This window comes from Microbacterium hydrocarbonoxydans (genome assembly GCF_000956475.1).
Taxonomy (GTDB): domain Bacteria; phylum Actinomycetota; class Actinomycetes; order Actinomycetales; family Microbacteriaceae; genus Microbacterium; species Microbacterium hydrocarbonoxydans_A.
On sequence record NZ_JYJB01000006.1, the window covers coordinates 280,658 to 305,892 of the forward strand.

Below are 25,235 nucleotides of genomic sequence, written 5' to 3' on the forward strand. Positions count from 1 at the left end.
TGATTCTCCGTGTTCACGTAAACATCATGACCTACAGGCCGTGGTAACGTCAACATTCCGGACCTGTGAACGGAGGATGCCGGTGACCGATGATCTTCTCGGCCTCGGAGACGCACCGAAGCGCCGCCCTCGCGCCTCCTCGGGCCGGGTGTCGATGGCGCAGGTCGCGGCCCGTGCCGGCGTGTCGGGCCAGACGGTCTCGCGCGTCGTGAACGACAGCCCCCGTGTCGACCCCGACACCCGCACGCGCGTCGAGAAGGCCATGGATGAACTCGGCTACCGCCCTCATCGCGCCGCGCGCGCCCTGCGTACCGGACGCTCGCAGACGATCGGACTCGTCGTCACGACCCTCGCGACCGTCGGAAACTCGCGCATGCTGCAGGCGACAGCCGAGGCCGCGGCCGAGCGCGGCTACGCGCTCACCCTCGTCACCGCCTCGAACGGTGTGGCTGCGGCGTTCCAGAGCCTGGCAGAGCAGGAGGTCGACGGCGCGATCGTCCTGAACGAGGCATCGGCGCAGGTCGCGACGACCCAACGCCCTCGCGGCCTGCGACTGGTCGTGGTGGATGCGCAGACCGATGCCGGGTTCGTCGCCGTGCACAGCGATCATGCCGGTGGCGCGGCGTCGGCCACCGCGCATCTGATCTCGCTCGGCCACTCCACCGTGCATCACCTCGCCGGCCCCGTCGACTCGTTCGCTGCGGCGGAGCGCGAGCGCGGCTGGCGCGAGACTCTCGTCGCGGCGGGCCTCGCGGCGCCCGTCCCCATTCGCGGTGACTGGAGCGCCGAATCCGGATATGCGGCGGGCGAGGCGCTCGCCGCAGCATCCGCCGTCTTCTGCGCCAACGATCAGATGGCGCTGGGACTTCTGCGGGCTCTCGCCGAGCGCGGACGCCGCGTGCCCGAAGACGTCGCGGTGATCGGATTCGACGACGTTCCGGATGCCGCGAACTACCGCCCTCCGCTCACCACGATCCGGCAGGACTTCACCGCCCTGGCGCACCGGGCGGTCGACGCGCTGGTGGCGGAGATCGAGGGTGCGGATGCCGCGTCCGGGCCCGTCGTGGTGCCCACGCTGCTGGTCGAGCGGGCCAGCACCCGCTGATGCCTGAGATCCGGCTTCCGGCGTGAGGTCCGGCTTCCGTCGTGAGATCCGATACCTGCGGTGAGATCCGATACCTGCGGTGAGATCCGGCTTCCGCCGTGAGTTCAGTGCGTCCTTGCGGGGAGCTCACGCCGGGACGAGGAGCTCACGCCGGAAGGGGGAGCTCACGCCGGAACGAGGAGCTCACGCCTTCGTCGCCGGCGCCGTCGATTCGCGCGCCTTCAGCGTGGGGCTCAGCGACACCCGGTGCACGGGGCGCGACGGATCGGCCAGGCGTCGGGCGAGCAGATCGACCGCTGCGGCGCCGACGCCTCCGCGCGGAGGGCTGATGGCGGTGAGCGCGGGAGTGAACAGCTGCGCGACCTCGTCGTCGTAGGCGACGACGGAGAGGTCCTCCGGCACAGCCAGGCCGCGGTTGAGAGCGATATCGATGAACGCCATGGCCTCGGGGTCGGAGTGGATCAGCAGCCCGGTCACACCCTTCTCGAGAGCCGTGTCGATCGCCGCGTTCACCGCCGAGGTGAACCCGGGGCCGTTCCGGTCAGGGAAAAGACTCTCGAAGTGCGCCTCCGGGCCGAGGCCGAGCTCCTCGCACGCGGTCGCCCAGCCCGTGACGATCTTCCGGCCGGTCGGCGAATCGCGCGAGAGGATCAGGCCCAGCCGCTCGTGCCCGAGCCCGGCCAGGTGACGGGCGGCGAGCACCGCGCCGAGCGCGTGGTCGGTGGTGACGCTCTCGACCGGCTCCCGCCCAGGCAGCACGACGGCGTCGCGCTCGACGAAGACGCTCGGGATGTCGGAGGAGGCGAGCCACTGCACGACGTCCTGCGCGTGCGCGGCGTCGGGGTTCGGGGCGACGATCAGGCCGCGCACGTCGTCCGACGCCACGAGGCGCTCGAGCACCGGTCGCTCGTCCTGCAGCTCGTACGAGGCGCCGCGCAGCACCAGCCGGAGGCCTCGCCGGTGGGCCTCGGCCTCCATTCCGCGGATGACGCCGGGCCAGTAGTACGCGAGAGAGGGGACGAGCACGGCGATCGCCCCTCCGGTTCCGGCGGCGGCCACCACGGCGGAGGGGGCGGATGCCGATACGGCTCCGCCATGTACGCGCTCGAGGCGTCCCTCCTCTTCGAGCTGCTGCAGGTCCCGGCGCAGGGTGACGGGAGCGACGCCGAGCTCTTCCGTGAGCTGCGACACCCGCACAATCCCGTCGCGCCCGAGAGCTGCGAGGATGTGCGCGTGGCGCGCCGGCGCCAGCGGAGCGTGCTGCTGATCGGTCATCGTTCGTCCTCGCTGTCGCTCGTCGCCGGAGCGACGATGTCTCTTTCTACCGTGATCCACGCGTCTTCGCGTGCGCTCACGTCCAATTCGAGCCGGGTCAGCCGCTCGCCCCACACGTCGCTCAGGACGGGATCGTCGAGCTCGCGCACCGTCTCGGTGCAGCGGATGCCGGCGGGCCATCGGATCACGACCGGCGTCGCGCCGTCGAGCGGCACGATGCGGACGCCGCTGTCGAGCGGGGTCACCTCGCCGGCCACCACCAGGTTCAGCCGAGTCGCACCGGTCGGGGACCCCCGCCACACGTCGGACACCCGCACGATGCGACTCGCGCGATCGAGGGCGGCCGTGCGCCACCAGGAGAGCCCGTCGATCTCGTACGCGCCGCCGATCTCGAGCGCGAGCGAGGACACGTCCTCCGACAACGACACCTCGACCTCGGATGCCGCGAACTCCCGCCCCGGCGACTGGTCGACGCCGGCGATCGTCGGCGTGTTGTGCCAGGCGCTCTGCATGGTCCAGATCGAATAGCGCTCGGGTCCGAACGTGGCCTTCGTGTAGGTGGGCCGCCCGGCGTCGACGATCACGGGGACGCCGTCGCTGGCGACGATGAACGAGCCGATGTCGTTGTGGTTGTGGTGCTCGGCGTTGTGCCCGCCCTTCACGACGAGGGCGAGGCCATCGGGGGAGCCCTCGCGCTCGCGCGTCAGGAGCATCTCGGTCGAGGGGAGCCACACGTCGCGGGGGAGCGGCGAGCCGACGATGGCGACCTCGCGCCATTCGGGATCGGTCAGCTCGCGGACGAGTCTCCCGAGCCCCGCGATCTCCGATGCGGGCAGGCCGCGGTGCGCCGCCGCGTGGGCCGCGGCATCCGCATCGCCCAGCCTCCGCGCCGCACGGTGCAGCGCGTGCCAGGGCTGATGCACGCGGGGGCGGGCCTGTCCGTCAGCGAGGTTCGCGTACCACTCTCCGCCCAGATGGCACCGATGAGGGAAGGAGACGGACGCGCGCAGCGCCTCGATGCTCGCCGGCATCCGCCCTGTCACGTGCTCGAGCACGTCGATCGCCTCGAGCGCCCGGCAGGCGCCGTTCCACCAGTACGAGTACCCCTCATCGATCGCACCGTCGGCCGGCAGCGAGACGAGGTAGCGGTCCAGCCCCTCGATGACCAGGTCGATGAGCGGTTCAGGGTCGTCGTGCAGCTGCACCGCGGCGGTCAGCACATTCGAGTGGATCCACGGGTTCCAGTTGTGCACGTCGCCGTCGAGGCCCAGCCAGTGCCAGTCGCGGCGCTCGATGAAGGGGCGGAAGACGCGCACCTCGGCTTCGTGACGGATGCGGGAGCGGATGCCGGGCGCCCGCGCGTCCAGCTGAGCGCCGAGCACGTGATCGATCCAGGCGAGCTGGCCGACAACCTCGCCCGCTCCCAGATCGAGGAACGGGTCGGTGACGTCGGCGAGCACGCCGCGGCTCTTCTCGTAGACGTCGTCATGCGCGGGCCAGCACCACGAACTCTGCTCGCACAGCAGCTGCACGCCGTCGGCGACCTCGTCGATCCAGTGCTCCTCCAGGGTGACGGCTGCCGCGATCACGGCGCGGCTGAGCCGATGCTGGCGGGCGAACGCCGCGTCCTCCCAGGTAGAGCGGTCGCCGTCGCGGTGCACGCGGGCGGCCTGGCTGGCGAGGGGCTGCGGCCAGGGGGTGCCGAGATCGGCTTCGGCGCGGGCGAGCAGGTCGGCCGCGTCGACGTGCGACCAGGCGGCGCGATCGTCGGCCGTCGGTGCGGGAAGCATGTTCACGGGATCAGCATAGCTGATCGAAAATGATCGATAAAGAATTATCTTCGTATTGTCCTGATCGAAATGGGATGATAATCTCCCAACGATCGGGAGCGGACGTCAGGCCCTCCCGACCGGACCCGAAGCAGTCTTCAAAGGAGAACCCTGTGGCGAACGAGCCCACCAGCGCGGCAGCGGCGTCGACCGTGGCGGCACCGGAGTGGACCCGCGACGACCTCATCGCCTACGCCGACGGGCTGCTCGCGGCCGTGCGTCCCTGGGCCTCCGAGAACGGTGCGCGCATCACGCTTCCCGGCGCGTCCGGCGGCTACGGCGCCGACGTCGACGGACTCGAGGGCTTCGTGCGCACGTTCCTCCTCGCAGGCTTCCGCATCGCCGGCGCCCGCGGCGAGGGCGTCGATGACCTGATCGACTTCTACTCGCATGGGATCGTCGCCGGCGTCGACCCGGATGCCGCCGACCGCTGGGTCCGTCTCGACGAGCACGCCCAGGCGAAGGTCGAAGCCGCCTCGATCGCGCTCATCCTCGATCTGACCCGGCCGTGGATCTGGGACCGTCTCGACGCCCTCACTCAGCAGCGCCTGATCGACTACCTCTCCCCGGTCGTGGGCGACACGACGTATCCCCGTAACAACTGGCTGTGGTTCCGCGTCGTCGTGCAGACCTTCCTGCGCTCGGTCGGCGGACCGTGGTCGCAGGCCGACATCGACGACGATCTCGCGCGGCACGACTCGTTCCTGCGCGAGGGCGGCTGGATCTCCGACGGAGACGAGCGCGCCTACGACCACTACGTCGGCTGGGCGCTGCACCTCTATCCGGTGCTGTGGTCGCGGATGCAGGGTGCGACGGAGCTCGCGAACGGCCGCACCGCGGGCGATGTCGCGCGGCTCGACACCTTCCTGCAGGACGCGATCGCTCTCGTCGGGGCCGACGGCTCTCCCCTCATCCAGGGCCGGAGCCTCGTCTACCGCTTCGCGGCGGCGGCTCCGTACTGGGCCGGCATCATCGCCGAGGTGCCGTCCGTGCCCGCAGGGCAGCTGCGCAGAGCAGCATCCGCCATCGTCCGTCATTTCGCCGAGAACGGCGCACCGAACGACCAGGGCCTGCTCGACCTCGGCTGGCACCACGAGTGGCGCCGGCTCGCGCAGAACTACTCCGGCACGGGCTCGCCGTACTGGGCGGCCAAGGGACTGCTCGGCATCGCCCTGCCCGAGGACCACCCGGTGTGGACCGTCGCGCAGACCGAGCTCCCCACGCAGACGCACGACACCCTTCGCGCCGCGCTCTCTCCGGCCTGGATCATCTCGGCCACCTCCGATGACGGCATCGCCCGCGTCATCAACCACGGCGCCGACCACGCGCGCCCCGGCGATCTCGTCGGCGATTCGCCGCTGTACGCCCGCCTCGGCTACTCCACGGCGACGAGCCCGCTGCTGAACGGCGACGGCTGGGCCGAGCCGCTCGAGCAGTCGGTCGCGCTCCTGCATGCCGACGGCCGGGCGACGCATCGCGCGGGCATGCGCGTGAACGGCATCCGGCTCGATGGCGAGGCCGCGATCGCAGGGTCCACGGCGACCGCGCACTGGATCGTCCCGGCCGCGACGCAGACCCGGCACGGCTCAGGCATCACCGGCGACGTCGAGATCGCCGGCACCGTGACGACCTGGTCGATCGTGCGGGGCGCGTGGGAGATCCGCCTCGTGCGCATCGACACGATCGAAGCGGATGCCGCCCCCACCGCGCTGCGCATCGGCGGCTGGGCCATCGCCGCGGATGCCGTCGAGCACGCCGTCTCGGAGGCCGGCGCCACCGCTGCGGCCGCGGGCCGGCACAGCACGATCGTCGCTCTCACCCCTGGCGGCGCGCCCTCGATCGAGAATCGCCGCGATGCGAGCCCGCTCGGAGCTGCGGCATCCGTCCCCGTCCTCATCTCCCCGGTGACAACCGGCACGTGGATCGCCGCCGCGGTGCACCTGTCGGATCGTGCACCGGCATCCGCCCCGTCCGTCCGCATCGGTGACGACGACGTCGTCGTCACCTGGCCCGATTCCCGCACCACCGCACACCGGCTCGCCTGAGCCTGACGCACCTACCCGCAATTGCAAAGGAGCAGTACCTCATGAACCGCAAGATCCTCGCCGCCGGCAGCATCGCCGCAGTCGCGGCCCTCGCCCTCGCCGGCTGCTCCGGCGGCACCGACGCTGCCGAGAGCGCCGACCCCGACGCCCCGATCACCCTGACCCTGTCGGGCTGGAGCCTCGACACGACGCCCGAGTTCCAGACGCTCGCCGACGCGTTCACGAAGGAGCACCCGAACGTCACGATCGAGCTCAAGGAGTACGACCCGGCCGAGTACAACACGCTCGTCACGGCCGACCTCGCCGCAGGATCGGGCCCCGACATCATCACGCAGAAGGAGGTCAAGTACGTCACGACCTTCCAGGAAGGCGGTCAGCTGCTCGACGTCTCCGACGTGAAGCTGCCGGACGGCATCGGCGGCGCCGACTCCTACAAGGTCGACGGCGTCTCCTATGCGGTGCCCTACCGCCAGGATTCCTGGGTGCTCTACTACGACAAGGCGCTGTTCGATGCGGCAGGCGTCGACTACCCCGACGGCTCATGGACGTGGGAGGACTACGCCGACGCTGCGAAGGCGCTCACCACCGACACCGTCAAGGGCGACTACCTGCACCGCTGGCAGTCGACCGTGCAGGGATTCGCGAACGCGCAGACCGGCACCGACATCCTCAAGGGGGACTTCGGCCACCTGAAGGACTATTACGACAACACGCTGGCGCTGCAGGATGCCGGGGACCAGGTCGACTTCAACACCTCGACCGCGAACCAGCTCACCTATCAGGGCGAGTTCGGCACGCAGAAGGCGGCCATGCTGCTGATGGGCACGTGGTACACCGCGACCCTGATCGCGCAGCAGGCCTCCGGCGAGGCGAACGACTTCGAGTGGGGCATCGCTCCGGCCCCGCAGCTCGACGAGAAGACCGCGGGCACCGACAACACCCCGGTGACCTTCGGCGACCCGACCGGCTTCGGCATCAATGCGAACATCGACTCCGCCAAGGTCGACGCGGCCAAGCAGTTCCTCGAGTTCGCCGCATCCGAAGACGCAGCTCACGCGCTCGCCGAGATCGGCATCACCCCGGCGCTGACCAGCGACAGCGTCGCCGACGCCTACTTCGCGGTCGAGGGTGCGCCCTCCGATGACCTGTCGAAGTTCGCATGGTCGACGCACAAGGTCCTCCCCGAGAACCCCACCTCGAGCAAGACCGCGACGATCCAGGGCATCCTCGGCGACCTGCACACCGCCGTCATGTCGGGGTCGACGTCGATCGACGACGCGATCAAGACCGCCGAAGACCGCGTGAAGAACGAGGTCGGCTGATCCGCTCGGGGGCCGGCCGTCGGCCGGCCCCCGACACCACGCTGCGTGCAGCATCCAGGAGACGAGAGACATGACCACCACCGAGGCCCCGCCCAGCGGCACGGCCCTCCGGCCGGCCGCACCGATCCGCCGCCGTTCCGCGCTGCGCCGCCGCAACGCCCTGATCGGCTGGAGCTTCATCCTGCCGAACTTCATCGGATTCGGGTTCCTGACCCTGCTGCCGGTGCTGATCCTCTTCTACATGGCGTTCACGAACTGGAACGTGTTCGGCAAGGCCGACTGGGTGGGTCTGGTGAACTTCCAGCGCCTGCTCGGCGACGGCAGCTTCCGCATCGCGTTCCTCAACACGCTCTACTACTCGGTGATGCACATCCCGCTGACGATCGTCGTCTCGCTGGGACTCGCGCTGCTGCTGAACAACAAGCTCCGCGGCGTCGCGTTCTTCCGCACCGCCGCGTTCTTCCCGTACATCACCTCGATCGTGGCGATCGCCGTGGTGTGGAACCTGCTCTTCAGCCCCGACTACGGGCCCATCAACGAGATCCTCCGCGCGATCGGCATCTCCTCGCCCCCGGGCTGGCTCACCTCGAGCGAGTGGGCGATGCCCGCCGTCGTCATCGTCAGCACCTGGCGTGACATGGGCTACTACATGATCCTGTTCCTCGCGGGGCTGCAGACAGTGCCGCGCGAACTGCACGAGGCCGCTCGCGTCGACGGAGCGAGCGTGTGGCAGCGCTTCGTGAACGTCACGCTGCCCTGTCTGCGCCCGACCATGTTCTTCGTCACCGTGATGCTCACGATCAACTCTTTCAAGATCTTCGACCTGATCCTCGTGATGACAGACGGCGGCCCAGGCCAGTCCACGCTCGTGCTGTCGCAGTTCATCTACAAGAAGGGCTTCGAGGAGTCGCAGTTCGGCTATGCATCCGCCGCAGCCGTGGCGCTGTTCTTCCTCTGCATCCTCGTGACCATCGGCCAGTTCCTCTGGAACAAGAAGCGGAGCGCATGATGACCGAGACCCAGGTCCTCGTCACCGGAGGCACGCTGCGCAAGCTCGGCGGCCCGGCCCCTGCTCCTCGTGTGCGTGCGGGCCGCACCGTCGGACGCATCACCGGCTACATCGCCCTCATCATCGCGGCGATCGGCCTGCTCGCCCCCTTCGCGTGGATGGTGATGAGCTCGCTGAAGAACGCCAACGAGGTGTTCTCCGTGCCCGTCGTGTGGGTGCCGGAGACGTTCGTATGGCAGAACTACGTCGACATCTGGACGAAGTCGAACATGCTCGTCTGGATCCGCAACACGCTGTTCCTCGCCGTGAGCGTCACGTTCCTGCAGGTGCTCACGGGGTCGTTCGCCGCCTACGGCTTCGCCCGCATGCGCTTCGCCGGGCGCGACATCCTGTTCCTCGCCTACATCGGGACGATCGCTGTGCCGTGGCAGTCGTACATGATCCCGCAGTTCATCCTGCTGTCGAACCTCAAGGTGTCGAACACGCTGTGGGCGATCATCCTGCTGCAGGCGTTCGGAGCGTTCGGCGTCTTCCTCATGAAGCAGTACTACGAGACGATCCCCGAGGAGCTCAGCGAAGCAGCGCGCCTCGACGGTCTCAGCGAGTACGGCATCTGGCGGCGCATCATGCTGCCGCTGTCGATCCCGGCGATCGCGAGCCTCACGCTGCTCACCTTCGTGAACACCTGGAACGACTACCTCGGCCCGCTCATCTACCTGCGCAACCCCGACCTCTGGACGATCCAGCTGGGACTCAAGAGCTTCGTCTCGAACCTCTTCGACACGAACTACGCACTTCTGTTCGCCGGCCTGACGATCTCGGTTCTGCCGATCGCGATCATCTTCCTGCTCGGGCAGAAGTACTTCGTCGAGGGCATCGCCACCAGCGGGATGAAGGGCTGAGCCATGAAGCGGATCTCGCACGACACCTGGGCCACGATCCTCGGCGTCGTCTACCTCGGCCTGATGGGCAACCTCCTGGTGCTCGTTGCCGCCGCCCCGCTCGTGGTGCTGCTCATCACGACCGACCCTGCGCTGTCGTGGCCGCTGCTCGCGCTCGCAGCTCCCCTGGCCGCCCCGGCCCTGACCGGCGCGTTCACCGCGTTCCGCGAGTTCGGCCACGGTGAGCCTCAGGTGGTGCGGTCGTTCCTGCGCGGGTGGAAGGCGACCTGGCGCAAGGGGATGCTGATCGGAGCGGCAGCCGCGGCGTCCGTCGTGGTCCTGCTCGTCGACGTCCGCGCGGTGTCGGCGCTGCCGGCATCCGTCGTGGTGGTCCCCGTGCTCGCGCTGCTCACCGTGATCGCCGTCGCGACGGGCCTGGGGTCGCTGGTCGCTCTCGCGGAGGCGCCGCAGGCGCGGATGCGCGACATCCTCAAGGCGGCGCTGTATCTGAGCGTGCGGCGCTGGTATCTCACCGCGCTGTCGTTCGCGGTACTGGGCGTGCAGCTCGCGCTCTTCACGACCATGCCGGCGATCGCGATCGGTCTGACATGCGCCCCCGCGCTCTACATCGCGTGGGCGAACAGCCGTTACACGCTGCGCCCGGTGCTCGAGAACGAAGAGGCGCGCGCGTGAGGATTCGCACGGCGATGAGCCCCGAGGTCTTCGAGCTGCTGTTCGACCGGGACCGCCTCGACCGCCTCCGGAGTCTCACCGCGTCGGCGCCGCTGCCGATCGACGAGGGCGATCTCGCCGACACCGAGATCCTGCTCACGTCGTGGGGTGCGCCGCGCCTCGACGCCGCCCTGCTTGACCGGATGCCGCGTCTGCGTGCAGTGGTCCACGCGGCCGGAAGCGTGCAGGGGCTCGTGTCGGATGAGCTGTGGGAACGCGGCATCACTGTGACCTCGGCTGCCGATGCGAACGCCGTGCCGGTCGCGGAGTACACGTTCGCGTCGATCATCCTCGCGTTCAAGCGCGCCTTCGTGCACGTGCGCACGCCCGCGGAGGTGCTCGGCTGGGGCGACCTGGTGGGCTCGCCGAAGTACGGCAGCGTCGGCCGAACGGTCGGCATCGTCGGCTTCTCGCGGATTGGACGGAGAGTGGTGCGGATGCTGCGCCAGCTCGACGATGTGCACATTCTCGTGGCGGATCCCTTCGTCGCGCCCGAGACGGTCGCCGAGGCGGGCGCCGAGCTCGTACCGCTCGAGGCGATGCTCAGGCGTGTCGACGTGCTGTCGCTGCACGCTCCGGCACTGCCGGAGACGCACCACATGATCGGCAGGGCCGAGCTCGCGGCTCTGCGCGACGGCGCCACCGTGATCAACACGGCCCGCGGCTGGATCCTCGATCATGACGCCCTGTTCGACGAGTGCGCGGCCGGGCGACTCGACGCGGTGCTCGACGTGACCGAGCCCGATCCGCTGCCTGCCGACTCGCCGCTGCGCGCCCTTGCGAACGTCGCGCTCACCCCGCACATCGCCGGTTCCATGGGCACCGAGGCGCGGCGGCTCGCGGACTCGGCGCTCGACGACCTCGAGACGCTGCTGCGCGGGGGAGTCCTGTCGCAGGTGATCACGCAACCCGACATGGAGCTCAGCGCGTGAGCACAGACGCCGTCGACCCGCTGGAATTCTCCCCCTGGGATTTCTGGCGCGACTCCGGCGTCGAACAGCAGGTCGCCCAGCGCGAGCGCCAGCAGTCTCTCGTCGACGGGCATCCCGGCCGCCGGCTGGGGAGGGACTGCTTCGTGTCGGCGCTCGCCTCGGTCGATCCTGAGATCCTCCAGCTCGGCGATCGCACCTACGTCGCTGCCGGAGCGTACCTCACCGGCGAGCTCCGCACGGGCGCCGACTGCAGCATCAACCCGTACACGGTGATCCGCGGGCGGGTGACCATGGGCGACGCAGTGCGCATCGGGGCGCACACCTCGATCCTCGGGTTCAACCACTCCATGGAACCGGGCACGCCCGTGTTCCGTCAGCCGCTGACGGCACGGGGAATCACGATCGGCGACGACGTGTGGATCGGCTCGCACGTCGTGATCCTCGACGGGGTCCGCATCGGCTCGCACTCCGTGCTCGCCGCGGGCGCCGTCGTCACCAAGGACGTCGCGGCGGGTGCGATCGTCGGCGGGAACCCGGCGAAGCTCATCCGCTGGCGCGTCGCGCCGGCGACCGAGCCGGCGCCGGCTCGCTCGAGGGGTCTGGGCGAGCGTGTCGCCGAGTTCGGCGCCCGCGCACGGAGGGAGGCTTCGGCGATTCTCGACCGCGCGTGGAGCGGGGAGCGGATGCTGTTCGCCGACCGCCCGGGTGCTGCGCCGACCGTGCGCGCGCAGGCCGACGCGATCGAGATCGCCGACCTGCTGCTCGGAGTCGCGCCCCCGCAGCGCACGGCATCAGAGCACATCGCACTGCTTCAGGGGTGGCAGGATGCCGAGACCGGAGCGGTCGCACCGCTCGGGCCCGACGGCCTGCCCATCGCGGGCCTGGACTTCTCGCACGACGACGTCGCGTATCACGTGCTGAGCGTCGGCTATGCGCTCGACCTGCTGGGCTCCGAATTCCCCGCCATGATCACGTGGGTCACAGACACGACGCCGCAGCGTGTGGTCGAGTTCTGCCAGGCACTGCCGTGGAGCACCGACGCCTGGAGGGCCGGCCACCACGTCGACGCCCTGGGGACTGCCCTCCGGTGGGAGAGGAGCGCGGGTGGATCGGCGCCTGCGGGAGTGGAGGAGGCGCTGTTCGGCTGGCTGCTGCTGAACGCGGATCCGCACACCGGAATGTGGGGTTCGGCGACCCCCGATCGCGGTCTGCTCCCGGTCGTCAACGGCTTCTATCGTGCCTCGCGGGGCACGTTCGCACAGTTCGGCGTGCCCGTGCCGCATCCTGAGCGGGTGATCGACACTGTGCTGCGTCATGCGCACGATCCGCGCTGGTTCTCCGCCGGTGCGCGCGACGCATGCAACGTGCTCGACGTCGCGCATCCGCTCTGGCTCACCCGGGACACCGGGTATCGCGCGGAGGAGGTGCAGGACCTCGCATCGCGCGTGCTGTCCGACGCTCTCGCAGGGTGGAGCCCCGACGCCGGGTTCTCGTTCCGTGAGCCGTCGCCCTCGACCCGCGGGCTCGAGGCAACGAACCCCGGCCTGCAGGGCACCGAGATGTGGCTCGCGATCGTGTGGTATCTCGCCGACCTGCTCGGCATCTCCGACGCCCTCGGCTACCGGCCGCGGGGCGTGCATCGGCCCGAGCCTGCGGCACTGTGATCAGCCCTTGATCGCGCCGCTGAACGCACCCCGGCCACCGCTCACTCCTCGGCAGCAGAGAGCGCTTTCCGGCAGGCTTGCGCGCACGGCATCATCCATGGCATGCTGTCGGAAAGCGCTTACCCGAATCGGAGGCGCGACGGCTTCCCAGAGAACGGACCAGCAATGTCACAGGCGACAACCCGCGAGATCGGGATCATCATGAACGGCGTCTCCGGGCGCATGGGCTACCGCCAGCACCTCGTGCGCTCGATCCTCGCGATCCGCGATGAGGGCGGTATCGAGCTTCCCGACGGCAGCCGCATCACGGTGAAGCCGATCCTGGTCGGACGCAATGAGGCCAAGCTCGCGGAGCTCGCAGCCCTGCACGGCATCGAGGACTACACCACCGACCTCGACGCGGCCCTCGCCGACCCGAAATGGGAGATCTACGCCGACTTCCTCGTCACGAAGGCGCGCGCATCCGCCATCCGCAAGGCGATCGCCGCCGGCAAGGCCATCTACACCGAGAAGCCCACCGCCGAGTCCCTCGAAGAAGCGCTCGAGCTTGCGCGCCTCGCGAAGGAGGCCGGCGTCAAGACCGGCGTCGTGCACGACAAGCTCTACCTGCCCGGTTTGCAGAAGCTCAAGCGCCTCATCGACTCCGGCTTCTTCGGCCGCATCCTCTCCGTCCGCGGCGAGTTCGGCTACTGGGTCTTCGAGGGCGACTGGCAGCCGGCGCAGCGCCCGAGCTGGAACTACCGCACCGAAGACGGCGGCGGCATCATCTCCGACATGTTCCCGCACTGGAACTACGTGCTCGAGAACCTCTTCGGTGAGGTCAAGAGCGTGTACGCGCAGGCCGCGGTGCACATCGCCGACCGCTGGGACGAGAAGGGCGAGCACTACACCGCCACCGCCGAGGACGCGGCGTACGGCATCTTCGAGCTCGAGGGCGGCATCATCGCCGAGATCAACTCCTCGTGGACCGTGCGCGTCAACCGCGACGAGCTCGTCGAGTTCCAGGTCGACGGCACCCACGGCTCGGCCGTCGTGGGCCTGTTCGGCGCCAAGATCCAGCCGCGCAACGCCACCCCCAAGCCGGTGTGGAACCCCGACCTCGAAGACAGCCATGACTACGACGCCGACTGGCAGAAGGTGCCGACCAACGACGTCTTCCTCAACGGATTCCGCCAGCAGTGGCAGGAGTACCTGGTGTCCTACGTCGAGGGCACCGAGTACGAATACGACCTGCTCGCGGGTGCCCGCGGCGTGCAGTTCGCCGAGGCCGGCCTCACATCCAGCGCCGAGGGCCGCAAGGTCGCGATCGAGCAGCTGTCCCTCTGATGAGCACGCTTCGACTTCTCGACGCCGCGGGTGCGGTGACGGATGCCGCGCTGAACGACGGCGGCGGATACGCCCGGCCGACTGCGCCCCTGCGGAGCCGCGTCGCCTACGCCGCCGCGCACGTCGTGCCCACGGTGCACGCCGACAACACCCCCGGCCAGCCGGCCGACATCGACTGGGATTCGACGCTGGCGTTCCGCCGCAACGTGTACTCCTGGGGGCTCGGCGTCGCCGACGCCATGGACACCGCGCAGCGCAACATGGGGCTCGACGCCGCCGCGACCCGCGAGCTCATCGCGCGCAGCGCCGAGGTCGCCCGTGAAGAGGGCGGCTCGGTCGTGGTCGGCGTCAACACCGATCACATCCTCGACACGCGCATCTCCGTGGATGCCGTCATCGACGCGTACAAGGAGCAGCTGCACTTCACCGAGGAGCAGGGCGCAGGCCCGGTGCTGATGGCCTCGCGTCACCTCGCGCGGGTGGCAGCCGATGCCGACGACTACCGCCGCGTGTACCGCTCGGTTCTGGAGAGCGCGACCGTCCCGGTGGTGCTGCACTGGCTGGGCACGGCCTTCGACCCGGAGCTGGCCGGCTATTTCGGGGCGGATGACTGGCAGACGGCATCCGCGGTCCTTCTCGACATCATCAACGAGAACCCGGACAAGGTCGCGGGCGTGAAGATGAGCCTGCTGAACGCGGAGTCGGAGATCTCGGTGCGCGCGCAGCTGCCGGACGGCGTGCGCATGTTCACCGGCGACGACTTCAACTACGTCTCGCTCATCGGAGACTCCGCACAGGGGCATTCCGACGCCCTGCTCGGCGCCTTCGCCGCGATCACGCCGGTCGCCTCCGCGGCGATCCAGGCTTTGGATGCGGGCGGCTCGGCGCGCTATCTCGAGATCCTCGGCCCGACCGAGGAGCTCAGCCGCCAGGTGTTCGCCGCGCCCACGTTCTATTACAAGACGGGCGTGGCGTTCCTGGCCTGGCTCAACGGCCACCAGCCCGCCTTCCAGATGGTAGGCGGACTGCACTCGGCGCGCAGCCTGCCGCACCTGAGCCGCATCGTCGAGCTCGCGAACGCCTCGCTCGCGCTGGAGCAGCCCGAGCTCGCCCGCGAGCGCTGGCACGGGATGCTGCGCCTGAACGGGGTGGACGCATGACCGTCGACCCCCGCCTGTCGATCAACCAGGCGACCATCAAGCACGCCGACCTCGAGACGGCCCTCCGGGTCACGGCGGATGCCGGCATCCAGGCCATCGGGCTCTGGCGCGAGCCGGTGAACGAGGTCGGCCTCGACGTGGCCGCGAAGATGCTCGCCGATTCCGGCCTGCGCTTCACGACGCACTGCCGCGGCGGGTTCTTCACGCTGCCCGAGGGGCCGGAGCGCGTCGCCGCGCTCGACGACAACCGCCGTGCGATCGAGGAGACCGCGACGCTGGCCGCTGCCGGTGCCGAAGGATCGACGGCCGTGCTGGTGCTCGTCGCCGGCGGCCTGCCTGCAGGCTCGCGTGACCTCATCGGCGCGCGCGAACGCGTGCGCGACGCGATCGGCGCCCTCGCCGACGACGCGAAGGCCGCCGGAGTGACGCTCGCGATCGAGCCGCTGCATCCGATGTACGCATCCGACCGGGCCGTCGTCTCGACCCTGGGGCAGGCGCTCGACATCGCCGCCGACTTCGACTCCTCGGTCGTCGGCGCCGCGGTCGACACGTTCCACATCTGGTGGGACCCGCAGGTTCTCGAGCAGATCGCCCGCGCGGGGCGTGAGGGGCGCATCGCGACCTATCAGGTCTGCGACTGGAAGACGCCGCTCGCCGCCGACGTGCTGCTCTCGCGGCACTACACCGGCGACGGGGTGATCGACTTCGGCTCGCTCACGCAGGCCGTGATCGCGACGGGCTACGACCGCGACATCGAGGTCGAGATCTTCAACGCCGACATCTGGGCGGATGCTCCCGAGAATGTGGTGCGCCGCACCGCCGAGACCTTCGGCGACGCGGTCTCGCGGCACCTGCGCTGACTCCGCGTCTCGCTCGACGATCGGCATGTCCCCCGATGCCGTCGTCGAGCGAGGTGCGGCACCCCCGATCGTTGAGCGGGCGAAGCCCTTCCCGATCGTTGAGCGAGCGAAACCCCTACCGGTCGTTGAGCGAGCGAAACCCTTGCCGGTCGTTGAGCGAGCGAAGCCCTTACCGGTCGTTGAGCGAGCGAAGCGAGACGAAACGCCGTCCCGCGCGCGACATCAGACAGGATGAACACATGACCACGATCCGCCCCGGCCTCTGCTCGGTGACCTTCCGCGCCCTCTCGCCCGAGAAGATCGTCGAGCTTTCCGCGGCCGCCGGGCTCGAGGTCATCGAGTGGGGCGGCGACGTGCATGTGCCGCCTGGCGACGTCGCGCGTGCCGCTCAGGTCGCGAAGGCCACGACGGATGCCGGACTCGCCGTCGCGTCGTACGGGTCGTACTTCCGTGCGGGGGGCGACGAGGAGCTCACTCCGATCCTCGACAGCGCCGAGGCCCTGGGCGCCGATCGGGTACGCATCTGGGCGGGGTCCGTGGACGCGGCCGACGCGACGGATGCCGATTGGGCGCCGGTCATCGATCGTCTGCGATCCGCGGCAGCCGAGGCAGGGGAGCGCGGCATCGGACTCGCCCTGGAGTTCCACTCCGGCACTCTCGCGGCGACGGCTCCCGCGACCCTCCGGCTGCTCGACGAGGTCGGCAGCCCGCACCTGAGCACGTACTGGCAGCCGACCGTCGCGGCGTCCGTGGACGCCGTGCTCGAGGAGTACCGCGCGCTCGCGGCGCATACGAGCGCCGCCCACGTGTTCTCCTGGTGGCCAGCCAAGGAGCGTCTGCCGCTGCGTGCCCGCGACGCGCTGTGGACGCGGTTCTTCGGCGAGGCGGCCGTCGCCGCGAACCCGCCCCGCGACGCTCTTCTCGAGTTCGTGCCCGACGATGACCCCGCGCTCCTCGTTTCAGAGGCCGCGAGCCTGCGGGGCTATCTCGGCGTGTGAGCGTCAGCCCGTGGCCTGCGCCACCGTGAAGACGACGTTCGACACGATCGCGAGCGTGCTGATCCCGATGAGCGCGGTCACCGCGAGCCAGAGGACCGGTCGACGGCACAGAGCGAGAATGAGCATGGTCGGCAGCACCAGGACCAGCATCCCGATGTCGGCGTCCAGGAACAGCACTCGAGCGTTCGCCATCGCCGAGATGTCGCACCACCCGCGGCATCCCGTGAATTCGAACCCCCGCATGAAGGTGTAGAGCCCGGCCGTCACCGAGACGAACAGGTACAGGCCGACGGCGATCACGACCTGGTCGCGGCGGCGCTCCTTCGCATCGCGGTCCACACCCACCTCCTCGTGCACTCGGCGCCATGTTCGCACATCCTCTTCGCAGATCGCCGCGCCGAACCGCGAGCTGGCGTGAGAGCGATCCCGGGGAAGGAGGGTGATCCTGCTCGATCTGGCAAACGCTTGCCAAGCAGTCAAGGGTGATGGTAAGAAGTGTTACGAACGGGGCAGGTCCGCCCCGTCGGATGCTCTTCCAAGACGCGCAGGAGACGACGATGTCACACGCACGCACCACTTCTTTCCGATGGCGGCTGCTCGCCGCGTGCGCCGCAGCGGCGCTCGCCGCGCCGATCGGCGTCGCGACCGCAGCATCCGCACACGCCTCCGGCGACGTGCCGGCCGCCGCCGCTGTCATCGCCGAATCGCTGATCTCGCAGGGCCGGCCGGCGACGGCGTCGTCGCTGGAGACCTCGGCGTTCCCGGCATCCGCGGCGGTCGACGGGTCATCGACGACTCGGTGGGCGAGCGAGGAGGGGGTCGATCCGCAGTGGATCCAGGTCGATCTCGGCGCGGGTGCGTCTGTCTCGCGGGTGGCGCTGCACTGGGAGGCGGCATACGCCTCGACGTACAGGGTGCAGATCTCGGCCGACGGCTCGAGCTGGACGACTCTCGCGGACGAGGCGGCTGGTGACGGCGGCATCGACGACATCTCGGGTCTGACCGGCTCCGGCCGCTACCTGCGCATCTACGGCACGGCGCGCGGCACGTCTTACGGGTACTCGCTCTACGAGCTCCAGGTGTACGGAACGCCGGGCACCTCGACGCCGCCGGCGGGCACGATCGTCGACGTGTCGACATCGGCCCAGCTGAGCACCGCCCTCTCAGCGGCGACGCCGGGTCAGACGATCCGGCTCGCCCCCGGCACCTACCAGGGCAGCTTCGTCGCGACGACACCGGGCACGGCATCCGCTCCGATCACGATCACCGGCCCTCGCACCGCCATCATCACCAACGACGGGCCGAGCGGCTCCCTGAGCGGCTGCCCGCATCCGGGCGACGGCTGGGACTCCGGGTACGGGCTCTGGCTCTACGGCGCCTCGTACTGGAACATCACCGGACTCACGGTCGCCGACGCCAAGAAGGGCATCGTGCTCGACAGCGCGACCCATGTCACGATCGACGGCGTGCTCGTCCGCGACATCGAGGATGAGGGCGTCCACTTCCGCAGGTCCTCCGCCGACGGGGTCATCAGGAACTCCGAGATCACGCGCACCGGCCTCGTGCAGCCGAGCTACGGCGAGGGGCTCTACCTCGGCTCGGCGAACTCGAACTTCACCTGCTACGCCGACTCCTCCGGCCGCGACCGCTCGGACCGCGTGCAGGTGCTCGACAACGTCTTCGGCCCGGGCATCGCCGCGGAGCACATCGACATCAAGGAGGGCACCGAGGGCGGCGTGGTCCGCGGCAACAGCTTCGACGGCACCGGGCTCTCCGGCCAGAACTCGGCCGACTCCTGGGTCGACGTCAAGGGCAACGGCTACCTGTTCGAAGGCAACACCGGCTCCTTCTCCTCGCCCGGCACCTTCGCGAACGGCTACGAGACGCACAACCCGCTGACCGGTTACGGATGCGGCAACATCTGGCGCGACAACGACTCCGATCTCGGCGGCGTCGGCCGCTACGCGGTGTTCGTCTCGTCGACGTCCAAGTGCTCCGGCAACCCCAACAGGGTCTACGCCTCGAACACGGTCACGAACGCCGTCTCCGGGCTCACCAACATCGCTGTCACTCCGTAACCCCCATCAATGAAGATCGGAAACTGCATGATGAACACCACACAACGGGTCATCGCGGTGCTCGCCGCCGCGACTCTGTCGCTGACCTGCGTGCCGGCCATGGCCGGCGCCGCCGAGATCGCCCCGCAACCGGCAGCGCTCGCCCTGCCCGCGGGGCAGACTGGTCCGCTGACCGCCGCGGAGGTCGGACCGCTCGCCGAGACCCTCATCTCGCAGGGCCGACCTGCGACGGCGTCCTCTCTGGAGACGTCGTCTTTCCCGGCATCCGCCGCTGTGGACGGATCCTCGACCACACGCTGGGCGAGCCAGGAAGGCATCGACCCGCAGTGGATCACCGTCGACCTCGGCGAGGGAGCCACCGTCTCGCGCGTGCTCCTGAACTGGGAGGCCGCCTACGCGTCGACGTACACGGTGCAGATCTCGGCCGACGGCACGAACTGGACCACGCTCAAGGACGAGACCGCGGGCGACGGCGGCACCGACGACATCACGGGCCTGAGCGGCACCGGCCGCTACCTGCGGGTCTACGGCACCGCGCGCGGCACCTCCTACGGATACTCGCTCTACGAACTCCAGGTCTACGGCACGCCCGGGTCCAGCGGCGGCACGGGCAGCACCGGACAGACCACGACCGTCACGTCGATCTCTGCTCTGCAGAGCGCGATCGACAGCTCCGACCCCGGGGACACGATCGTGCTGAAGAACGGCAGCTACAGCGTGTCCTCGGCGGTGAGCCTCGGCTCCGGCGCCTCAGGAACCTCGACTGAGCCGGTGACCATCAAGGCCGAGACCGTCGGCGGGGTGACGCTGACCGGAGCGTCGAGCTTCTCCTTCTCCGGCGTGCACGACATCAGCATCCAGGGGTTCCGGTTCACGCAGTCGACGACGATGGACGTGGGCTCGAGCAGCAAGGCCGTGGATTTCGTCCGCAACGAGTTCGTCTTCGCCCAGTCCGCCGAGCACAACCTGATCGTCCGCTCCGACGATTCGGAGATCGCCTACAACTGGTTCCACGGCAAGAGCACGATCGGCGTCTACCTCGGCATCGAGGGGCCCGGTACCGACACCGTCGCCAAGAACACCCACATCCACCACAACTACTTCTCCGACCAGACCTTCACCGGCACGAACGGCGGCGAGTCCATCCGTCTCGGCACCAGCCCGAAGGCGCTCTCCAGCGGCAACGCGATCGTGGAGTACAACCTGTTCGAACACGCTGATGGCGATCCCGAGGCGATCTCGGTCAAATCCAGCGGCCACACCATCCGGTACAACACGATCCGCAACAGCAAGGGCGGCATCGTGCTGCGGCACGGAAACGGCAACAAGGTGCTGTCGAACTACATCCTGAACGGCGGCAACGGCATCCGCATCTACGGCAACGACCACGTCATCATGAACAACTACGTTTCCTGGGTCACCGGCACGGACGCTGCCGGCATCGTCATCGGATCGGGCACGGTGCGCGACCACTTCGTCGGCGAGAGCGAGACGTCGCGCAAGCAGTACGATGCGCCGGACCGCATCCGCATCGGCCTGAACACGCTGGTGAACAACTCCAACGGGATCCTCGGCGAGACCAAGCGCACGGTCCCGCCGCTGAACGTCACGATCGTGGACAACATCGTCCAGGGGGCGAGCGGCTATCTCGCCAGCGTCCCGCTCATGCAGGACTTCTACTGGCGCGGCAACATCCTGTGGGGTTCGGCCGCCAACGGCAACATCCCCACGGTGGGCTACACGCGGGTGAACCCGCAGCTCGCGCAGGATGCGACCGGCGTGTGGAAGATCGGCTCGTCGAGCCCCGCGGTGAACGCGGCGTTCATGACGGATCACGGCACCTGGGTGACGGATGACATCGAGGGTCGCCAGCGGGCGGGCGTCTACGACGTCGGTGCGCACGAGGTCACGACCAGCCCGGCCACCCGGGCGCCCCTGACCACAGTGGTCGTCGGCCCGACGGCCCCCTGACCGGAGGGGAGGAGGCGCCGGGCGAGGTTCTCGTCCGGCGCCTCTTGGCGTTCGGGCCGTCGCGCGATGGTTCACAATTCCTCAAGAACGAGCTCTGCTCCCGTGCGGTGCCGCGCGATCCCGCCGCTCGAGAGGCGCCCGAGGGCGGAATCTGAGGAGTTGTGAACGGGCAGGGCCGCCACCGGGCTTCCGGCCCGCCGGTCAGCGCGGGATGCGGAACGTGTCGTAGGGGATCCGGCTGACGAGCTCGAGAGCGATCTCCGCAGCATCCGCTTCGCTGAGCCGGTGCGTCGCGACGAGCGATGCGAGGTATGAGGCGTCGGCGCGACGGGCCATGTCGTGCCGTGCGGGGATCGAGCAGAAGGCCCGGGTGTCGTCGATGAAGCCCGAGGTCTTCGCGAAGCCGGCGCTGTCGGTGACGGCGCGGCGGTATCGCTCCATCGCGTCCGGAGTGTCGAGGAACCACCACGGCGCCCCGACGTAGACGCTCGGGTAGAAGCCGGCGAGGGGTGCGAGCTCGCGTGAGAATGCGGTCTCGTCGACCGTGAACAGCACGAGCCGCAGCTCGGTGCCGGTGCCGAAGTCGTTCAGCGCACGCCGCAGCGGCTCGGTGAAGCCGGTCGGCAGCGGCATGTCGTGGCCGGTGTCGGCGCCGTGCCTGGCGAGCGTCGGAGCGTGGTGGTTGCGGTGCACGCCGGGGTGCAGCTGCATGACCATGCCGTCATCCGCTGCCATCTCGATCAGTCGGTAGAGGATGTCGCGCCGGTACGCCACACCCTCGGCCGCCGTCGCGCGGCCGCGGTATGCGGCGCGATGGATGCGCGCGGCCTCGGCGGGGTCGAGAGGAACGGCCCACGCGTCGGGAACCCCGGTGTCGCTGGAGGTGCCGCCCACGGAGCGGAAGAACGCGCGCCGGGCGCGCAGGGCCGCGAGCATGCCCTCGTAGGTGTCGCAGGGGATGTCGGATGCCGTGGCGAGCCGATCGACGGCGACGAGCCAGCCCGGAGCCGACGGATCCATCACCCGGTCGGCCCTGAACGTCGGGAGCACCCGGCCGTGGAAGCTCGGATCGGCCGCCAGCGCACGATGCGCGGCGAGATCGTCGGCAGGGTCGTCGGTGGTCGCGAGCACGTCGACGCCGAAGCGCTCGAACAGGGCGCGAGGGCGGAACGCGTCTTCTCTCAGCTTCTCGTCGACCTCGTCGTAGACGGCATCCGCGGTCTCGGCGGAGAGCCTCGTCGTCACGCCGAAGACCTCGCCGAGCTGATACTCCAGCCAGTACTGCACCGGCGTCGCGCGGAACAGATGCCAGTGCGCGGCGAGCACCCGCCATGCGTCTCGCGGGTCGACGGGCGGCTCCCCGGCGGGCGCCTGCACCGTGCTGAGAGGGATGCCCGCACCGTGCAGCACACGCGTCACGTAGTGGTCGCCCGTGATCAGCAGGTCAGTGGGGGAGGCGAAGGGCTCGTTCTCGGCGAGGAGGGAAGCCGGCACGTGCCCGTGCGGGGAGCAGATCGGGGAATCGGCGACCGCGGCGTAGAGCTCGCGGGCGACGTCGCGGGTGGCGGGATCGCTGGGGAACAGCCGATCCGGATGCATCTTCGTGGTCGGCATGATGTCCTTCTGCGGTCGTGCGGGGGACGCGTGATCCCTGAGACGACCGTATCGTTCTTCCACCGGTTATGGCAACCGTTTGCCATAGAATGGTCGGAGTCGACGACGAGGTCGACGCTGACACGAGGAGACGGCATGCCGCACACCATCGCGCACCTGGGCGTGGGCGCCTTCCATCGGGCCCATCAGGCCTGGTACACCGACCGCGCCGCCGCGATGGCCGAACCATGGCGGATCGCCGCCTTCACCGGGCGGTCGGTCGCTCAGGCCCGTCTGCTCCAGGCCCGCCGGGGCGCATACACACTCATCACGAGGGGTGCCGGCGGCGACGAACTCAGCGAGGTGCGCAGCATCCGCTCGGTGCACGACGGTGCGGATACCGCCTCGTGGCAGGCGACCATCGCCGACCCCGACACGCACATCCTCACCCTGACGATCACCGAGGCCGGGTACCGCGACGGCCCGGCCCCCGCGCGGATCGCCCAGGGGCTGCAGGCTCGGCGCGCGGCCGGCTCTGGACCCCTCACCGTCATCAGCTGCGACAACCTCGCCGACAACGGCGGCATCACCCGCGCCGTGGTGTTCGACGCCGCGATGGCGATCGATCACCGCCTGGCCGACTGGATCGACGAGAACGTCGCATTCCTGTCTTCGATGGTCGACAGGATCACCCCCAGGACGACGGATGCCGACATCGACGAGGTCGAGCGGCTCACCGGCATCCGCGATCTCGGGACCGTCGTGACCGAGCCGTTCTCGGAATGGGTGATCGAAGAGGGCTTCGCAGGCCCCCGGCCCGCCTGGGAGCAGGTCGGGGTGCGCACCACGCCCGATCTCGCGCCGTTCGAGCAGCGCAAGCTCCGCATACTCAACGGCGCGCACTCGCTGCTCGCGTACCAGGGTCTGCTCCGGGGCTTCGACGACGTCGCGAGCGCCTTCGCCGACGCCGAGCTGTGCGAGCTCGTCGAGGAGTACTGGCAGAGCGCCGCGGCCACCTGCGCGCTGCCGCGCGCCGAGATCGACGAGGCGATCGCCGCCACGCGCACGCGCTTCGAGAATCCCCGCATCCGCCACCGGCTCGCGCAGATCGCGATGGACGGCGCGCACAAGCTGCCGGTGCGCATCGTGCCGGTGCTCGAGCACGCGCTCGCCGCGGGGGACCGAGCGGATGCCGCGGCATCCGTCATCGCCGCCTGGGCCGTGCACGGCGGGCATTCCTCGGCAGAGATCGACGAGGTACTCCGCGAAGCGGATGCCGCCGCGCACGCAATGCGCGCCGCGGTCGACCGTGGGATCCGTAGGCTGGAGGGCAGCACGCTCCGCGCCCCGCTGCGCGGCGCGGCAGTGAGGAGTTAGACCATGGCAGACGACACCGCGGTCGATGCCTTCGGCACGCCCGGCGACACGGTTCCTTCGGAGAGCGTGACCATCTACGACGTCGCGAAACTCGCCGGGGTGAATCCCTCGACCGTGTCACGGGCTCTGAATCGGCCGGGCCGGGTGAGCGCCGCGACGGAGCGCCGCATCCGGGCGGCCGCCGAGACGCTGAACTACCAGGTCAACCCGATGGCCAGGGCGCTGCCGACCGGGCGCACCTCGATCGTGGGTCTGGTCGTCTCGGACATCACGAACCCGGTGTTCTTCGACGTCATCCGCGGAGCCGAGGCCGCCGCCACCAGCGCCGGGTACACCCTCGTCCTCACCGAGTCGGAGGAATCCGACGAACGCGAGTACGAGCGGGCCCAGCGGATGCTGCGCATGGTCGACGGGATGCTGCTGGCGACGCCGCGCATGTCAGACGAGCAGATCACCGCCCTCGCCCGGCAGAAGCCCGTCGCGGTCGTGAACCGTCTAGTCGACGACGTGCTCTCCGTCGTCCCCGACGTGCAGCAGGGCATCGCCGAGGCCGTCCGGCACCTGCGCTCGCACGGGCACTCGCGCATCGCGTACGTCCCCGGGCCGGCGCTGTCGTGGATGGCCCGTCGCCGTGGCGAGCTGCTCGCACAGCGGTGCGAGTGGGCGCACATCGAGCTCGTCACCCTCGACCCGGTCGCACCCACGGTGGCCGGCGGGCGCAGCGCAGCCGTGGCGGTCCGCGACAGCGAGGCCACGGCGGTGTTCGCGTACAACGACCTGATCGCCATCGGCCTCATGCAGGAACTCGTCGAGACCGGCATCCGCATCCCCACCGACATCAGCGTCGTCGGCTTCGACGACATCTTCGGCGCCGACTTCACCTCTCCCGCCCTCACCACCGTCAAATCCCCCCTGCGCGAGGGCGGCGATCACGCGATGGCGGCGCTGCTGGCGCGCGTGACCGGCGCCGAGATCTCGGCCGACGGCTTCGACCTCGCGACCACGCTCGTCGTGCGCGGCTCCACGGGCCCCGCCGCACGCTGAACCCGGGGTTCCTCCCGGCGCCCCACCTGTTCGT

Annotated in this window: 20 protein-coding genes; 16 read left to right on the forward strand and 4 right to left on the reverse strand. The window is 69.6% G+C overall.

Annotation, left to right across the window (positions count from 1 at the left end; genetic code table 11):
- Positions 1-154: 154 nt before the first annotated feature.
- Positions 155-1,105 carry a LacI family DNA-binding transcriptional regulator gene (locus tag RS84_RS04840; RefSeq protein WP_045256672.1) on the forward strand — a complete coding sequence of 317 codons (951 nt, stop codon included), beginning with the start codon at positions 155-157 and terminating at the stop codon, positions 1,103-1,105.
- A 183-nt stretch (positions 1,106-1,288) separates the two neighbouring features.
- Here RS84_RS04840 and RS84_RS04845 read toward each other — a convergent pair whose 3' ends face one another.
- Entirely contained in the window at positions 1,289-2,380 is a 1,092-nt protein-coding gene (locus RS84_RS04845; protein WP_045256618.1) for a substrate-binding domain-containing protein, read from the reverse strand.
- Complete coding sequence (locus RS84_RS04850) at positions 2,377-4,170, reverse strand: heparinase II/III domain-containing protein (protein ID WP_045256619.1); 1,794 nt, start codon at positions 4,168-4,170, stop codon at positions 2,377-2,379. The genes RS84_RS04845 and RS84_RS04850 overlap by 4 nt, the downstream gene beginning before the upstream one ends.
- A gap of 152 nt (positions 4,171-4,322) precedes the next feature.
- Between RS84_RS04850 and RS84_RS04855 the strand changes: the two genes are divergently transcribed.
- The 11 genes from RS84_RS04855 to RS84_RS04905 all read left to right on the forward strand — a co-directional run bounded on the left by RS84_RS04855 (position 4,323) and on the right by RS84_RS04905 (position 17,138).
- Positions 4,323-6,254 carry a DUF2264 domain-containing protein gene (locus tag RS84_RS04855; RefSeq protein ID WP_235281385.1) on the forward strand — a complete coding sequence of 644 codons (1,932 nt, stop codon included), beginning with the start codon at positions 4,323-4,325 and terminating at the stop codon, positions 6,252-6,254.
- Positions 6,255-6,295: 41 nt separating this feature from the next.
- The gene (locus RS84_RS04860; protein ID WP_045256620.1) at positions 6,296-7,576 is read left to right on the forward strand and encodes an extracellular solute-binding protein; all 1,281 of its coding nucleotides are present in this window, start codon (positions 6,296-6,298) and stop codon (positions 7,574-7,576) included.
- Between the two features lie 70 nt (positions 7,577-7,646).
- On the forward strand, positions 7,647-8,585 hold the full coding sequence (locus tag RS84_RS04865; RefSeq protein WP_045256621.1) for a carbohydrate ABC transporter permease: 939 nt from the start codon (positions 7,647-7,649) through the stop codon (positions 8,583-8,585).
- On the forward strand, positions 8,582-9,487 hold the full coding sequence (locus RS84_RS04870) for a carbohydrate ABC transporter permease (RefSeq protein ID WP_152641749.1): 906 nt from the start codon (positions 8,582-8,584) through the stop codon (positions 9,485-9,487). Before RS84_RS04865 ends, RS84_RS04870 begins: the two co-directional genes overlap by 4 nt.
- 3 nt (positions 9,488-9,490) lie before the next feature.
- Positions 9,491-10,159 carry a DUF624 domain-containing protein gene (locus RS84_RS04875; RefSeq protein ID WP_045256622.1) on the forward strand — a complete coding sequence of 223 codons (669 nt, stop codon included), beginning with the start codon at positions 9,491-9,493 and terminating at the stop codon, positions 10,157-10,159.
- Entirely contained in the window at positions 10,156-11,130 is a 975-nt protein-coding gene (locus tag RS84_RS04880; RefSeq protein WP_235281386.1) for a hydroxyacid dehydrogenase, read from the forward strand. Before RS84_RS04875 ends, RS84_RS04880 begins: the two co-directional genes overlap by 4 nt.
- Complete coding sequence (locus RS84_RS04885) at positions 11,127-12,794, forward strand: acyltransferase (RefSeq protein ID WP_045256624.1); 1,668 nt, start codon at positions 11,127-11,129, stop codon at positions 12,792-12,794. The genes RS84_RS04880 and RS84_RS04885 overlap by 4 nt, the downstream gene beginning before the upstream one ends.
- 165 nt (positions 12,795-12,959) lie before the next feature.
- Positions 12,960-14,120, forward strand: a complete 1,161-nt coding sequence (locus RS84_RS04890; RefSeq protein ID WP_045256625.1) for a Gfo/Idh/MocA family protein — start codon at positions 12,960-12,962, stop codon at positions 14,118-14,120.
- Positions 14,120-15,280, forward strand: a complete 1,161-nt coding sequence (locus RS84_RS04895; RefSeq protein ID WP_045256626.1) for a dihydrodipicolinate synthase family protein — start codon at positions 14,120-14,122, stop codon at positions 15,278-15,280. Before RS84_RS04890 ends, RS84_RS04895 begins: the two co-directional genes overlap by 1 nt.
- On the forward strand, positions 15,277-16,140 hold the full coding sequence (locus RS84_RS04900) for a sugar phosphate isomerase/epimerase family protein (RefSeq protein WP_045256627.1): 864 nt from the start codon (positions 15,277-15,279) through the stop codon (positions 16,138-16,140). Before RS84_RS04895 ends, RS84_RS04900 begins: the two co-directional genes overlap by 4 nt.
- A 239-nt stretch (positions 16,141-16,379) precedes the next feature.
- Positions 16,380-17,138, forward strand: a complete 759-nt coding sequence (locus tag RS84_RS04905) for a sugar phosphate isomerase/epimerase family protein (RefSeq protein WP_045256628.1) — start codon at positions 16,380-16,382, stop codon at positions 17,136-17,138.
- Positions 17,139-17,141: 3 nt separating this feature from the next.
- On the opposite strand, the gene RS84_RS04910 is transcribed toward RS84_RS04905, so the two are convergent.
- Positions 17,142-17,477, reverse strand: coding sequence for a hypothetical protein (locus RS84_RS04910; protein WP_152641750.1), 336 nt, complete (start codon positions 17,475-17,477; stop codon positions 17,142-17,144).
- A 218-nt stretch (positions 17,478-17,695) separates the two neighbouring features.
- On the opposite strand from RS84_RS04910, the gene RS84_RS18600 reads away from it, so the two are divergent.
- Both RS84_RS18600 and RS84_RS19275 read left to right on the forward strand, forming a co-directional pair.
- Positions 17,696-19,216 (forward strand): discoidin domain-containing protein, encoded by a 1,521-nt coding sequence (locus RS84_RS18600; RefSeq protein ID WP_082062051.1) that lies wholly within the window; start codon positions 17,696-17,698, stop codon positions 19,214-19,216.
- 27 nt (positions 19,217-19,243) lie between these two features.
- Positions 19,244-21,187: a chondroitinase-B domain-containing protein gene (locus RS84_RS19275; protein ID WP_052676219.1), complete on the forward strand. Its 1,944-nt coding sequence runs from the start codon at positions 19,244-19,246 to the stop codon at positions 21,185-21,187.
- 201 nt (positions 21,188-21,388) lie between these two features.
- Here RS84_RS19275 and uxaC read toward each other — a convergent pair whose 3' ends face one another.
- Positions 21,389-22,801, reverse strand: coding sequence for a glucuronate isomerase (uxaC, locus tag RS84_RS04925; RefSeq protein ID WP_045256630.1), 1,413 nt, complete (start codon positions 22,799-22,801; stop codon positions 21,389-21,391).
- 135 nt (positions 22,802-22,936) lie between these two features.
- Between uxaC and RS84_RS04930 the strand changes: the two genes are divergently transcribed.
- A complete protein-coding gene (locus RS84_RS04930; protein WP_045256631.1) occupies positions 22,937-24,157 on the forward strand; it encodes a mannitol dehydrogenase family protein in 1,221 nt (406 codons plus the stop codon).
- Between the two features lie 3 nt (positions 24,158-24,160).
- Positions 24,161-25,201, forward strand: a complete 1,041-nt coding sequence (locus RS84_RS04935) for a LacI family DNA-binding transcriptional regulator (protein ID WP_045256632.1) — start codon at positions 24,161-24,163, stop codon at positions 25,199-25,201.
- The last annotated feature ends 34 nt before the right edge of the window (positions 25,202-25,235 follow it).

Coding starts and splice junctions, on each gene's coding strand:
- RS84_RS04930 (WP_045256631.1), top strand. CDS start 22,937: ATGCCGCACACCATCGCGCACCTGGGCGTGGGCGCCTTCCATCGGGCC.
- uxaC (WP_045256630.1), bottom strand. CDS start 22,801: ATGCCGACCACGAAGATGCATCCGGATCGGCTGTTCCCCAGCGATCCC.
- RS84_RS04850 (WP_045256619.1), bottom strand. CDS start 4,170: ATGCTTCCCGCACCGACGGCCGACGATCGCGCCGCCTGGTCGCACGTC.
- RS84_RS04865 (WP_045256621.1), top strand. CDS start 7,647: ATGACCACCACCGAGGCCCCGCCCAGCGGCACGGCCCTCCGGCCGGCC.
- RS84_RS04875 (WP_045256622.1), top strand. CDS start 9,491: ATGAAGCGGATCTCGCACGACACCTGGGCCACGATCCTCGGCGTCGTC.
- RS84_RS04845 (WP_045256618.1), bottom strand. CDS start 2,380: ATGACCGATCAGCAGCACGCTCCGCTGGCGCCGGCGCGCCACGCGCAC.
- RS84_RS19275 (WP_052676219.1), top strand. CDS start 19,244: ATGATGAACACCACACAACGGGTCATCGCGGTGCTCGCCGCCGCGACT.
- RS84_RS04840 (WP_045256672.1), top strand. CDS start 155: ATGGCGCAGGTCGCGGCCCGTGCCGGCGTGTCGGGCCAGACGGTCTCG.
- RS84_RS04890 (WP_045256625.1), top strand. CDS start 12,960: ATGTCACAGGCGACAACCCGCGAGATCGGGATCATCATGAACGGCGTC.
- RS84_RS04935 (WP_045256632.1), top strand. CDS start 24,161: ATGGCAGACGACACCGCGGTCGATGCCTTCGGCACGCCCGGCGACACG.
- RS84_RS04905 (WP_045256628.1), top strand. CDS start 16,380: ATGACCACGATCCGCCCCGGCCTCTGCTCGGTGACCTTCCGCGCCCTC.
- RS84_RS04860 (WP_045256620.1), top strand. CDS start 6,296: ATGAACCGCAAGATCCTCGCCGCCGGCAGCATCGCCGCAGTCGCGGCC.
- RS84_RS18600 (WP_082062051.1), top strand. CDS start 17,696: ATGTCACACGCACGCACCACTTCTTTCCGATGGCGGCTGCTCGCCGCG.
- RS84_RS04900 (WP_045256627.1), top strand. CDS start 15,277: ATGACCGTCGACCCCCGCCTGTCGATCAACCAGGCGACCATCAAGCAC.
- RS84_RS04895 (WP_045256626.1), top strand. CDS start 14,120: ATGAGCACGCTTCGACTTCTCGACGCCGCGGGTGCGGTGACGGATGCC.
- RS84_RS04870 (WP_152641749.1), top strand. CDS start 8,582: ATGATGACCGAGACCCAGGTCCTCGTCACCGGAGGCACGCTGCGCAAG.